Raw genomic sequence first — 11926 nt, 5'->3', positions numbered from 1 at the left:
GGCATCGATGAGGCTTGCATATGATGGGACACCCACGGGGAGGGGCACGATGGATGACATGCCTTTACCGCCGCTGACCTCGGAGCGCGGATTGGCGGTGATCGCGGCTTTGGCCGTATCGGAAATCTTTGCCAATGCGGGCAAGGAGCAGGCGCAGGGCTTTTTCCGCGCCGTGGGCCAGCGACTGGCGCGGCAGAACCCGATCCCGGCGATGCGCGACCTGCGCGAGCTTCAGGGCGCGGTCAATGCGGTCTGGTCGCGCGTCGGGCTGGGCGAGGCGGAGATCACGCTCGACCTTCAGGGCGTGCTGATCCATCATCACGATGCCCCGGCCACCATTCCCTATGACCCCGATTTCCACTGGGGCGCGGCGCTGCCTGCGCTGTTGCTGGGGGCCTATGACGGCTGGATGCGCGCGATGGGCAGCCCGGAAGCGTTGCAGACCCGTTTGTTGTCCTGCGCGGACAATATCATTGAAATCCGCCATGGCGCAGAGATTGATGCAAGATAAGACCATGCTGTTCGACCGTCGTCATATGCTGATGGCCGCCAGCGCCGCCCTGATGGTGGGCTGTTCGCGCAAGGGGGAAGGCAAATCGGTGGCACCCGAAGGGCCGATGGGGCAAAAGCAGTCGGGCGGGCAAAAGTCCATCGACGCGCCCAGGAACCTTGACGGCATGTGGACCAGCTTTCGCCAGATCTATCTGGACGCATCGGGCCGGATCGTGGACACCGGCAACGGCGGGGTCAGCCATACCGAGGGTCAGGGTTACGGCATGCTGATGGCGGCAACGCTGGGCGACCGTCCGGCGTTCGAGGCCATGTACAACTGGACGCAGGCCCATCTTTCGCGTCCCGACATGGCGCTTTATTCGTGGCGCTATGATCCCCGGTCGAACAATCCCGTGGCCGATCCCAACAATGCCACCGATGGCGACATGCTGATCGCGCTGGCGCTGGCGCGGGCGGCGCGGCGCTGGAACGTGGGCGCGTGGGAGGCCCGCTCGCGCCAGATGCGGCAGGCGATCCGCGAGCGGCTGGTGATCGCGCGCGGGGGCCAGCATTATCTGATGCCGGGTATTGCGGGCTTCGATCTGGGCGACCGGCTGATGCTCAACCCGTCCTATTTCATCTTTCCCGCACTCGACACCTTTGCCGCGCTGGATGGCGCGGGCGCTTGGGGCCCGGTGATCGCAACCTGCGAAAACCTGCTGCGCAAGGCGCGCTTTGGCGTGCATAATCTGCCCACCGACTGGATCGTGATCGGGGCCGACGGCATGCCCCAGCCCGCCCCCGACAAGCCGCCGCAATTCGGTTTTGATGCGGTGCGCGTGGCGCTTTACGCGGTGGCGGCGCGGCGCGGGGCGCTGGTGGCCCCGATTGCCGATTACTGGCGCGGCAAGCAGGCACAGGGCCAGCCGATCCCGGCATGGGTCGATGTGTATTCCGGGGCCGAGGCGCCCTATGCCCTCTCGCCGGGTGGGCTCAACATCGTGCAACGCACCTTGAACCAGCCGCTCAAGACCGAGGCGTTGGCGCAGGATTATTACGGCTGCGTGCTGCAATTGCTGACGCGCAACCTGCGTTAGAAGGATGGCCCTTGCGGGGGCGGCCCATCATCCACATCTTTGCGATGAAGGAGACCGATGGATGACCGCCCCCGTAACGCTCAATCAGACCCGCCAGCGCTTTGAAATGCCCATTGAGGGCGATGCCATGGCGATTTGCGACTATCGCGTTGATGATGGCGGGGCCTATCACCTGCTGCATGCCGAAGTGCCGCCTGCTTTTGAAGGGCGCGGAATTGGCGGGGCGTTGGCGCGCGGGGTATTTGATCTGGCCCGCGATCAGAGGCTGAAGCTGGTCCCGCGCTGCTCGTTCATGGTGGCCTGGGCCAAACGGCATCCCGATTATGCCGATGTGCTGGCCTGACCCGGTTCGGCATAGGGCATGATCAGGCGGCCATCGGGCGCGGCGGTATAGGTGGTCTGGGTCGGATAGGGGATGGAAATCCCCTCGGCGGCAAAGCGGCGCATGATCGCCACCAGCAGGCGGTTGCGCAGATCATGCGCCAGCGGCCAGTCATTGCCCGGCACGTCCACCTGCAACGCGAAATCGAGCGAGCTTTCGCCGAATTTTTCAAAGCCCGCGCGCGCGGCAATCCCGCCCTCAGCCTCGACCAGTTCTTTAAGGATACCGGGAAGGCGCTCCAGCGTATCGGGCGGGGTTTCATAGGCCACGCCGATCATGAAGGGCAGCCGGATATGATTGCGCCCGGAAACGTTGAGCACTTCCTTGTCGAGCAGGTTGCGGTTGGCGATCACGCGCAATTCGCCGGTATAGGCGCGGATGCGGGTGGATTTCAGCCCGATCGCTTCAATCGTGCCGCTTGAATCGCCATAACTGATCGCATCGCCGCGATTGAAGGGCCGGTCGAAAATGATCGCCAGCGCTGCGAAAAGGTCGGCAAAGATGCCCTGTGCGGCAAGGCCGATGGCGATACCGCCCACGCCCAGACCCGCGACCATGCCCGTGACATTGACCCCGATATTGCCCAGCAGGACCACAGCGGCAATCGCAAAGACGGTAAAGCTGACCAATATGCGGATCAGGCCCATGGCATTCAGGATCGTTTCGCCCTGAAAATTCTTGGCCGAGGTGCGATGTTCGATCAGTCCCAGGATCAGTTCACGGGTCCAGATCGCCCCCTGAATGACCGAGGCAATGGCAAAGAACACAAACATCCAGTGTTCGAGATTGTCGGGCATCTGGGAATATTTGCTGACCACCCGGATGGCCAGAATGACGATGAAGAAGGTCGTGGTCCGCATCACCACCTGCGCAAAGACCGCGCGCATCGAGGCCGGACCCACGAGGGGATCGTAATTGCGCCGCCCCCACCGCCGCAGCGCAAACAGCAGGCTCATGATCGCCGCGGCCGCCGCCGCCGAAATGGCAATCTGCAACCAATAGTCGGAGATCCAGTTCAGCGTGGTGTTCGACAGATCCTGCACCATAGCGCGAAGATCGCCGGGGCGCAGGGGATGGGCGCTGGCCATCACCGAAGGCGTGGCGGTGGGGGTGGCATTGCTCATGGGGGATTATCCTGCGGCCTGATGCTTTACGGCAAGAGATCGCGCAATTCGTCGGCGTGCTCTTCTTCCTGCGCCAGAATGCTCTCGATCAGGGCGCGGGTCGTGGGGTCGCGGTCGCCCAGGAACTGGACAAGCTCGCGATAGGAATCGACCGCGATGCGTTCGGCGATCAGGTTTTCGCGGATCATCTCCTCGATTGTTTCGCCGGTGGTATATTCGGCATGCGAACGCTTGGTCAGCGTGGCCGGATCGAGATCGGGGTCGCCGCCCAATTGCACGATGCGCTCGGCCAATTTGTCGGCATGGGCCTGCTCCTCTTGGGCATGTTCAAGGAAATGGGCCTTGATCGGGCCGGAGGTCGGGCCGTTCACGGTGTAATAATGGCGCATATAGCGCATCACGCAGACCCATTCGGTGGCCAGAGCCAGATTGAGCCGGGCAATGATCACCTCGCGGTCGGCGGGAAAGCTGGCGGTTACAGGTCCATCGGCAATCGCGCGCTTGGCCTTGGCGCGAAGCTCGGCGGTCGAGGTGAACGTGTCTTCTTTCGACAGATTGCGGGTTGCCATAGGGGTTGCTCCGTTTTTGTTGGCCCGCCGTTGCGCGCCACATGGTCTGGGAATAATTCTGGGGCGCAATCGTTCCATGCCCATCGCATGGGCGGGCCAATCACAATTCCTCGCGCACCTGCGCATGGGCCAGCACCGCAAACAGGCCCGTGCCGCCGATGACATTGCCCAGCAGCGTGGGCAGGATGATATCCATCACCGCCTGCGCAAAGGTGATCCGCCCGTCCAGCATCAGCACCCATGCCTCGCCCGATCCGGCCACCACATGGGCAAAGCCGCCCAGCGCAATCAGCCATGTCAGCAGCAGGATGACCCAGAATTCCTGTCCGCGCGTGGTGGGCAAGGACCACGGGATGGCCGCGATCAGGAAGCCCGCCGGAATGCCCATGCGCAAGGTTTGCCACCAGTCGCGCTCAAGCAAGCGGGCGGACAGTTCTAGGATCGCATCATAGAGCGGGGCCGACACGATCCATTGCCGTTCAAAGGCCAGCGCGACGATGAAGGTGCCCAGCAGATTGGCCCCCAGCACCAGCCCCCAAAAACGCAGCAGCCGCAAGACATTGGACCGATGCGGATGGGTGGCGACCGGGATGACCGCCGAGAGCGTGCTTTCGGTGAACAATTGCAGATGGCTCAGGATCACCACGAGAAAGCCCGCCGAATAGCCAAGACTGGCCACCAGCGGTCGCCATTTTTCATCCGGAAGCAATAATTCCATCTGCGCCTCGGCCAGAATGGAGGCGCAGATGGCAATCCCGCCCGCCAGCGCCGACATCAGCAGCGAAAAGGCCGGGCGCTCCATTTCCTCGTCGCCATGGCGGCGCACGACCTCGTGGATCACCTTGGTATTGGCCCCCTTTGCCGAGGCGACCGAGGCGCGCTCGCTCTCGGTCAGCGCGATGTCGCGTTCGCGCGCCTCCAGCGCCGGGGATGGGTTTTTCGCTTCGCTGCTTTCCATGCAGGTCTCCGGTTGGTGTGCGCGGTTCAGATCGAGGGGGCCACCACGGCATTGGCCGTTGCCACGTCGAGCGCGGCCTGCTCGGCCACGCTGCGGATGGGGGCCAGCCGATGGCGCAGGAAAGCGATCAGATCATTGGCCAGATCATCCTGTCGCGTGGCAAACAGGCCGTGGGGCGCGCCGCCATATTCGACCAGCCCGGCCATCCCCACCGCATCGGCCACGCGCTGTGATGTGGCGCGCATGGGCACGATATCATCGGCCGTGCCATGGATCAGCAGCGTCGGCACGTCGATCGCGCCCAGATCCGCGGTAAAATCGGTGTGCGAAAAGGCGCGCATCGCGGCCAGCGTGGGCAACAGCCCGGCCTGCATCGCCATGGCGCGGGCATGGTCCAGAACTTCCTGGCTGACCGGGCGGTCGATCAGGCCAACGCCATAGAATTGCTTGAAAAAGCGCGTGTAGAAATGGGCGCGGTCATCGACCAGCTGCTTTTCCATATCGACAAAGATTTCGGGAGCCACGCCATCCAGATTGTCGTCGGTCTGGATCAGGCCGGGCGCGACCGAGCTGATCAGCGCAATCTGTGACACCACGCCGCGATTGTGGCGCGACATATAGCGCACCACCTCGCCACCGCCCATCGAAAAGCCGATCAGCGCGGCATCATCGGTAACTCGATGAAAGGCCATGACCTCGGCCAGATCATCGGAAAGCGTGTCATAGTCATAGCCATGCGAGGGCTGGTCCGAGCGGCCAAATCCGCGCCGGTCATAGCTGACCACGCGAAAGCCGGCATTGGCCAGAATGGTAGCGATCGGGTCCCAGCTGTCGGCGGTCAGCGGCCAGCCGTGCAGGAGGACAACGGGCCTCCCCCATCCCCAGCATTTGGAATAGATGGCGGTGCCGTCGCGGGTCAGAACATGGGTCATGGTGGCGCTCCTTGATGACCGGCCCAGATGACCGGCCCAGATGACCGGCCTTGATGACCGGGAGGCGGGGCAAACGCCCCGGTGCATAGGATGGGAAGCGCGCGGCGGGCAAAAGGTTGCAGGCCGCGCCGCCCGCTAGAGCGAATCGCGCCGCACCCAGACGCTCACGCTCTCGCCGCGAACGGGAAATACGCCCTTGCCGCCCTCATCCAGCGTCACCTCGCCGGGATGATGGCCCAGAAAATCGACAAAGGTTGCCCCGGCATGGTCGCCCCCCAATTCGGCCTCACGCGCTCCATCGCCCGCGTTGGAGAGGACGACCACGCATCCTGCCTGCTCGGCCGTGCCATGGCGGATAAAGCCGATGCAGTTGGGCTCGGCAAACAGATCGGTCTGCGCGCCATGGGCATAGGTCCGGCGCGCCTTGACCAGCGCGGGCAGGCATTCAATCGCGGGCAGGTCGACATGATGCGTTTGCTCGTCACCCCCCGCATCATCATAGCCCGCGCCGTAAAGGTCGGGATAGAACAGGCAGGGCAGCCCGCCCTCGCGCAACAGGATCAGCGCATAGGCGAGCGGTTTGAACCATGGCTCGACCGGGCTTTCCAGATCCTGCAACGGCTGGGTATCGTGGTTGGCGACGATGGTGACGGCATGTTCGGGGATGGCCGCCACCAGCGATCCGTCAAAAATCGTGCGCAGGTCATAATCGGCATGGGCGCGCCCGGCGTGGTGGAAATTATGCTGAAGCCCCACATCGAACAGCGCGAATTGCCGGTCCACGCGGTCGAGATAAAGCGCAAGCGCATCGACATCCGGGTTCCAGTATTCGGCCACGACAAAGATGTCGGGCGCCACCGTTTCGCGCAGATGCCCCACCCAATCGCGCAGAAACCATGCCGGAATATGCTTGGCCGCGTCCATGCGAAAGCCATCGGCCCCCACCTGCTCCACCATCCAACGGCCCCAGTATTTGACCTCTTCATAGACCGCCGGATTGCGGAATTCGACATCGGCCCCCATCAGGTAATCGAAATTGCCCAGTTCCTCATCGACCTCTTCATTCCACCCCTCGCCATGTTCGTTCAGGATGGAAAAGACGCCGGTGCCGTCGGGGTCCTGAATGTAATCGACGCCCGAAAAGCAGGATGCATTCCATTCAAATTGCGAATGCGCCCCGCCCCGCCCCGGAAAGGTAAAGCGCGTAAAGGCGCTGGCCTCGAAAGGTTCGCCCTCGAAGACATTGCGGTCATCCTCGCGCACCCGCTGAACCGTCACGCGCTCGGTTTCATCGGCGCCCATCTTGTGGTTCAAAACGGCATCATGGATCACCCCCAGCCCCGCCTCGCGCGCGGCGGCAATCGCCTGCTGCAAATCCTCGCGCGGGCCATATTTGGTGGCGCGGCTGCCCTTCTGTTCAAATTCGCCAAGGTCAAACAGGTCATACGTGTCATAGCCCACCGAATTGGCGCCCTCGGCCCCCTTGGTCGCGGGGGGCAGCCAGATGTCGGTCACGCCCATCTCGGCCAGCGACGAGGCCTTTTGCGCCACCTCGCGCCACAATTGGCCGCCTCCGGGATAATACCAATGAAAGAATTGCAGCAGAGTGCGGGCCATGATGCCTCCCAAGATGAGCGTGCTGTTGGCCTAACTTTCACAGGCGATCTTTGTTGCATGTGCGAAAGGCAATAAGATCCATCAGGCGTTGTTTTTTGTCGCCCAACCGAAAAAGCGGACGGAACCCGGCCCACCCAAGGCCATTTCACAACCGTATTCAAACAGGGTGGGCCGACATGACCGAGATGACCAGCGCTGACATTTCCCAAAGCGAGCGCGAAAAAGCCCATGAGGTGGTCAACCTGTTCAGCCAGCGGCCCGGCGATGCGCGCCGCCTGCGCGTGGCGCTGGTGGGTACCTATGCTCCGCGCGGCTGCGGCATCGCCACTTTCACCACGGATGTTCGTGAAAAGCTCAACGCCTATCACCCCGACATTGATGTCGATGTCTATGCGCTGGACAATGAAGACCCCAAGTTGAACTATGCCGGCGACATCCACCTGATCCGCGCCGACACCCGCGCCGATTACATCAAGGCCGCCCGCGCCATCAACGAGAGCGGGGCCGATGTCGTATGGGTCCAGCATGAATTCGGCATTTTCGGCGGAGTTGACGGTGCCTATGTCGCCGATCTGGTCGATGCGGTGGCCGCGCCCGTGCTGGTCACGTTTCATACGGTTCTGGCCTCGCCCTCGGCCGGACAGCGCGCCGTCATGGAGCATATGATCACCCGCGCCTCGCGCATCATGGTCATGGCCCAGCAAGGGCGGGAACTGCTGATCGATACCTATCGCGCGCGGCCCGAAACCGTCGAAATCATCGAGCACGGCGCCCCCGACCGTCCCTTTGGCACCACCGAAACGGCCAAGGCCGCCAAGGGGCTTTCGGGCCATCGCGTGCTGACGACCTTTGGCCTGCTGGGTCCGGGCAAGGGGCTGGAAACAGCCATTGCCGCCCTGCCCGCCATTCTGGAGCGGCATCCCGACACGATCTATCGCATTCTGGGCGCCACCCATCCGGTGCTGGTCGCCCGCGATGGCGAGAGCTATCGCGAAGGGCTGATCGCGCAGGCCGAGGCGCTGGGCGTCTCCCACGCCATCCAGTGGGAAAACCGCTTTCTCGACATCGAGGAACTGCTCGAAAATCTCGAATGCTGCGACATCTATCTCACGCCCTATCCCGGCATGGCGCAATCGACATCGGGCACGCTGTCCTATGCCGTGGCGCTGGGCAAGGCGGTGGTTTCAACGCCCTATGTCCATGCGCGCGAATTGCTGGCCGATGGGGTGGGCTGCCTGATCGAACCGCATTCGCCCGAGGCCATCGCGCAGGCGGTCAATGCCTTGCTCGATGATCCGCAATTGCTGGTCGATACGCAAAAGCGGGCCTATCAGCGCGGGCGGCGCACGATCTGGCCGCATTTTGCGCGCTCCAGCGCCCATCTGATCCGCAACACCGTCGCCCCGCGCGCCCGCGCCGTTGAACCCACCGTCGTCCCCGGCCTGTCTGGCGTTTGGGCAATGAGCGATGCGACCGGCATGTTGCAGCACGCCATCGGCATCATTCCCGACCGCCGCCACGGCTATTGTCTGGATGACAATGCCCGCGCGCTGATGCTGATGAATGTGGCGACCGGCCTTTCCGAATCCGAACGCCTGCGCGCCAGCAGCAGCTACGCTTCCTTTATCCAGTTTGCCTGGAACCCGGATGAGCGCCGGTTTCGCAATTTCATGCGGTTTGACCGGACATGGTGCGAGGATGTGGGGTCGCAGGATTCCAATGGCCGTGCGCTCTGGGCGCTGGGCCATACGGTCGAGCACAGCCCGATGGCCGACATGCGCTATTGGGCCCGCGATCTCTTCGATCAGGTGTCGGGGGCGATGGAGGAGCTGGAATCGCCGCGTGCGATGGCTTTTGCCGCGCTGGGCGCCTGCGCGCTGCTGCGCCGGGGCGAACGCAACAGGGAAGCGCGCGATCTGGTCATCAACGCCTGCGACACCCTGTTCCGGCTGGTTGAAGGGCAGAGGCGGCCCTCCTGGGTCTGGTTCGAAACGGTGCTCAGCTATGACAACCCGCGCCTGTGTCAGGCGCTGATCGAGGGCGGCATGCTGCTGGGGGAAAAGCGCTGGCAAAGCGCGGGGCTGGAAACGCTGGCCTGGATCGGTCAGTGCCAGACCAGCCCGCAAGGCCATTTCCGCCCCATCGGCTCGGAAAGCTTTGGCAAGGAAGGCACGTGGCAGCCCTTTGACCAGCAACCGCTGGAAGCGCAGGCAGCGATTGAAGCGGCGCGGGCGGCGTGGGTGGCAACGGGCGATGAACGCTGGATCGCACGCGCCAATCAGGCCTATCAGTGGTTCTTTGGCGCCAATGATCGCGGGGTGGTTCTGGCCGATATTGCCACCGGGCGCTGCCGCGATGGCGTGACCCCGCGCGGCCGCAATGAAAACAGCGGGGCAGAATCGATCCTTGCCTTCCAACTGGGCCATTATAACCTCGCCGCCATGCTGCGCGCAGAGCGGCAATTGTCTAACGCAGGAAACGAATTTGGACACATCGCCGGACAGTCTCGCCCACAGCCCGCTGCACATTCATGAATTGCGGCTGCATGCCGATCCGTCGCGGGTCGTGCTGCGGCCCTTTCATCTGGGATGGCAGGCGACCAATGCCCCCGAAGGACGCGCGCTGAGGCTGGTGCGCGATGTCATGTCCTTGTCGGAAGACCAGGTGGCGCATGAATATGCCGTGGTCATGCGCGATTTCGGCAATCGTCATTGGCAGACCGAACATCTCTTCGACGACCGCTACCGCGAGGTGGAGGCGAGTCTGGCCTTGCATGGCCAGCCGATCTCGGACGCGCGCAAGCGGTTGATCGGGGCCTATTTCTGCCACGAATACACCTATGCGGCGGCCGCACTGATGAACCCCAGCATCGTGCCCAACCCCGATCAGGCGGGGATGGATGACGGCGCGACCCGCTTCATCCTGTCGCTGCGCGCGGTGGGCGAAGGCCACATCAGCTCGATCGCCTTTCGCGAAGGGATCGTCGAGGCCGACGGGCGCTTTTCGCTCTGGCCGGAAAGCGCCTTTGCCACCAGCGTAACCCGCACCGATCAATGCGACCGCAATGACTCAGAATGCACCGTCACCGTTGAACGCCACCCGGAAAGCACGCTGTCCAACACCGTGATCTTTCCCATCACCGATCAGCAGGCCAACGGTCTGGAGGATCTCCGGCTGGTGCGGGTCGATCATGGCGGGGGCGATTTTGAATGGGTGGGCACCTATACCGCCTATTCGGGCCGGTCGATCCGCTCGGAACTGCTGCGCACCCGCGATTTTCGCCAGTTCCAGTTAGAGCCGATCCATGGCCGCGCCGGGCGGAACAAGGGCATGGCGCTGTTTCCCGAAAAGGTGGGCGGCCATTATTGCATGATCGGACGCCAGGACGGCAAAAACCTTTATCTGCTGCGCTCCGACCGGGTGGACACATGGGATGATGAGGGCGAATTCCTGATGGGCCCCAAATACCCGTGGGAATTCATCCAGATCGGCAATTGCGGCAGCCCGATCCGCACCGAGCGCGGGTGGCTGATGATCACCCATGGCGTGGGGGCGATGCGCAAATATGCGCTGGGCTGCGCGCTGCTGGATCTGGAGGATCCCTCACGCGTGATTGCCCGTTCGCCCGAACCGATCCTGACGGCGGAAAATGCCGACCGGGCCGGCTATGTGCCCAATGTGGTCTATAGCTGCGGCGCGATGATGGTGGGCACGGAAACGCTGCTGTTGCCTTATGGCATTTCCGACATTGCGGTGGGGTTTGCCACGGCCCGCTTGACCGATTTGTTCGACGCGATGGTGTAACCCCCCCTGGGGGCAGCGCCATCGACCATCAACAAAAACACGCGCCGGATCGCTCCGGCGCGTGTTTTTGTTGGCCATTTTTATTGGCCGATGCCGTTTTGCGCCTTGTTTCATCCCGCATGAGGCAGGCATGAAACAAGGCCGCAGAAAACGCCCTTTTTCAAGGCACGGCGCCAGCCAGACATCAGAGCGAGCAAGCTGGGGGGCGCTGTGAATTTACGCTGTCTGCGGCCTTGGCCCATAAAGGCAAGCGTTGACCCCGCTCTCGCCAGCGAGGCCAACGCCCTGCCTTGCGGCAGCTTATTCGCCCAGCGCGGCCTTGGCCTTGCCCGCTGCGGTCTGAACCTTGCCCTTGGCGTCCTGTGCCGCGCCTTCGGCGGCCAGCTTGGCGTCGCCGGTTTCCTTGCCGATGGCTTCCTTGGCCTTGCCGACCACCGAATTGGCGGCGCCCGAGATACGATCGCTGACAGAACCCATGATATTTCTCCTTTGATCTCAAAGTCTGAAAACTTGAAGGTCAGCCTTCGAAAAAGGGAATGGTCGGCAGGCCCCAAGGGTTCCATCGAAGAAATATTTTCAAATCACAATTTCCTTGTGAAACCTTTTTGCGGCTGAAGCGTCTAACCGATGGTTCAGGCGCGGAATGCGCGGGGGGTTTTATGAATTTCGGGCCGAAGGGCGCCTGTCTGGCGCTGGCGGCATGCCTGATGCTTGGCGGTTGCCTTGACGGCAAAAGCGACGATGATGTCTGGTATGGCTATTACTATGACGACCTGCGGCTGAATGCCGATGGCGCCATGTCGCGTCCTTATAAATCGGCCAAGGAATGCCGCACGGCGATGCAGGATTACACTCTCGAGGCCAAAGTGACCTCCGGCTTTGCCTGCGCGCGTGGATGCGCGCCGCCCAAGGATGGCGTCATCGCCAATTGCCGCGAGGTTGTGCGCTGAT

General features: G+C 62.8%; 12 protein-coding genes. 6 read left to right on the top strand and 6 right to left on the bottom strand.

Annotation, left to right across the window (positions count from 1 at the left end; translation table 11 throughout):
• Positions 1-7 precede the first annotated feature (7 nt).
• The 3 genes from bcsD to PQ467_RS03455 all read left to right on the top strand — a co-directional run bounded on the left by bcsD (position 8) and on the right by PQ467_RS03455 (position 1932).
• Entirely contained in the window at positions 8-511 is a 504-nt protein-coding gene (gene bcsD / locus PQ467_RS03465) for a cellulose biosynthesis protein BcsD (RefSeq protein ID WP_274175162.1), read from the top strand.
• The gene (locus PQ467_RS03460) at positions 501-1589 is read left to right on the top strand and encodes a glycosyl hydrolase family 8 (protein WP_274175161.1); all 1089 of its coding nucleotides are present in this window, start codon (positions 501-503) and stop codon (positions 1587-1589) included. The genes bcsD and PQ467_RS03460 overlap by 11 nt, the downstream gene beginning before the upstream one ends.
• A 61-nt stretch (positions 1590-1650) precedes the next feature.
• On the top strand, positions 1651-1932 hold the full coding sequence (locus PQ467_RS03455; protein WP_274175160.1) for a GNAT family N-acetyltransferase: 282 nt from the start codon (positions 1651-1653) through the stop codon (positions 1930-1932).
• Here the strand turns inward: PQ467_RS03455 and PQ467_RS03450 are convergent.
• From PQ467_RS03450 to amyA, 5 genes are all read right to left on the bottom strand, one after another.
• Positions 1911-3095 (bottom strand): mechanosensitive ion channel family protein, encoded by a 1185-nt coding sequence (locus PQ467_RS03450; RefSeq protein ID WP_274175159.1) that lies wholly within the window; start codon positions 3093-3095, stop codon positions 1911-1913. The genes PQ467_RS03455 and PQ467_RS03450 overlap by 22 nt on opposite strands.
• A 26-nt stretch (positions 3096-3121) precedes the next feature.
• Entirely contained in the window at positions 3122-3664 is a 543-nt protein-coding gene (locus PQ467_RS03445) for a ferritin-like domain-containing protein (RefSeq protein ID WP_274175158.1), read from the bottom strand.
• 100 nt (positions 3665-3764) lie between these two features.
• The gene (locus tag PQ467_RS03440) at positions 3765-4622 is read right to left on the bottom strand and encodes a formate/nitrite transporter family protein (RefSeq protein ID WP_274175157.1); all 858 of its coding nucleotides are present in this window, start codon (positions 4620-4622) and stop codon (positions 3765-3767) included.
• A 26-nt stretch (positions 4623-4648) separates the two neighbouring features.
• Complete coding sequence (locus PQ467_RS03435; protein ID WP_274175156.1) at positions 4649-5554, bottom strand: alpha/beta fold hydrolase; 906 nt, start codon at positions 5552-5554, stop codon at positions 4649-4651.
• 135 nt (positions 5555-5689) lie between these two features.
• The gene (gene amyA / locus PQ467_RS03430) at positions 5690-7171 is read right to left on the bottom strand and encodes an alpha-amylase (protein ID WP_274175155.1); all 1482 of its coding nucleotides are present in this window, start codon (positions 7169-7171) and stop codon (positions 5690-5692) included.
• 176 nt (positions 7172-7347) lie between these two features.
• Here amyA and PQ467_RS03425 point away from each other — a divergent pair, with 176 nt between their 5' ends.
• Positions 7348-9705, top strand: coding sequence for a glycosyltransferase family 4 protein (locus PQ467_RS03425; protein ID WP_274175154.1), 2358 nt, complete (start codon positions 7348-7350; stop codon positions 9703-9705).
• Positions 9656-10975, top strand: a complete 1320-nt coding sequence (locus PQ467_RS03420) for a glycoside hydrolase family 130 protein (RefSeq protein WP_274175153.1) — start codon at positions 9656-9658, stop codon at positions 10973-10975. Before PQ467_RS03425 ends, PQ467_RS03420 begins: the two co-directional genes overlap by 50 nt.
• A gap of 300 nt (positions 10976-11275) precedes the next feature.
• On the opposite strand, the gene PQ467_RS03415 is transcribed toward PQ467_RS03420, so the two are convergent.
• Positions 11276-11452, bottom strand: a complete 177-nt coding sequence (locus PQ467_RS03415; RefSeq protein ID WP_274175152.1) for a CsbD family protein — start codon at positions 11450-11452, stop codon at positions 11276-11278.
• A gap of 182 nt (positions 11453-11634) precedes the next feature.
• Between PQ467_RS03415 and PQ467_RS03410 the strand changes: the two genes are divergently transcribed.
• Positions 11635-11925 (top strand): hypothetical protein, encoded by a 291-nt coding sequence (locus PQ467_RS03410; protein ID WP_274175151.1) that lies wholly within the window; start codon positions 11635-11637, stop codon positions 11923-11925.
• The last annotated feature ends 1 nt before the right edge of the window (position 11926 follow it).

Origin of the sequence: Novosphingobium sp. KACC 22771, from assembly GCF_028736195.1 — a bacterium.
GTDB lineage: Bacteria > Pseudomonadota > Alphaproteobacteria > Sphingomonadales > Sphingomonadaceae > Novosphingobium.
This window is presented reverse-complemented; position numbering and strand designations above follow the sequence as displayed.

What these genes read in the sequence shown, in the direction of transcription:
- PQ467_RS03410 (WP_274175151.1), top strand. Translation starts at nt 11,635, where the DNA reads ATGAATTTCGGGCCGAAGGGCGCCTGTCTGGCGCTGGCGGCATGCCTG.
- PQ467_RS03425 (WP_274175154.1), top strand. Translation starts at nt 7,348, where the DNA reads ATGACCGAGATGACCAGCGCTGACATTTCCCAAAGCGAGCGCGAAAAA.
- PQ467_RS03415 (WP_274175152.1), bottom strand. Translation starts at nt 11,452, where the DNA reads ATGGGTTCTGTCAGCGATCGTATCTCGGGCGCCGCCAATTCGGTGGTC.
- PQ467_RS03460 (WP_274175161.1), top strand. Translation starts at nt 501, where the DNA reads ATGCAAGATAAGACCATGCTGTTCGACCGTCGTCATATGCTGATGGCC.
- PQ467_RS03445 (WP_274175158.1), bottom strand. Translation starts at nt 3,664, where the DNA reads ATGGCAACCCGCAATCTGTCGAAAGAAGACACGTTCACCTCGACCGCC.
- PQ467_RS03435 (WP_274175156.1), bottom strand. Translation starts at nt 5,554, where the DNA reads ATGACCCATGTTCTGACCCGCGACGGCACCGCCATCTATTCCAAATGC.
- PQ467_RS03455 (WP_274175160.1), top strand. Translation starts at nt 1,651, where the DNA reads ATGACCGCCCCCGTAACGCTCAATCAGACCCGCCAGCGCTTTGAAATG.
- PQ467_RS03440 (WP_274175157.1), bottom strand. Translation starts at nt 4,622, where the DNA reads ATGGAAAGCAGCGAAGCGAAAAACCCATCCCCGGCGCTGGAGGCGCGC.
- amyA (WP_274175155.1), bottom strand. Translation starts at nt 7,171, where the DNA reads ATGGCCCGCACTCTGCTGCAATTCTTTCATTGGTATTATCCCGGAGGC.
- bcsD (WP_274175162.1), top strand. Translation starts at nt 8, where the DNA reads ATGAGGCTTGCATATGATGGGACACCCACGGGGAGGGGCACGATGGAT.
- PQ467_RS03450 (WP_274175159.1), bottom strand. Translation starts at nt 3,095, where the DNA reads ATGAGCAATGCCACCCCCACCGCCACGCCTTCGGTGATGGCCAGCGCC.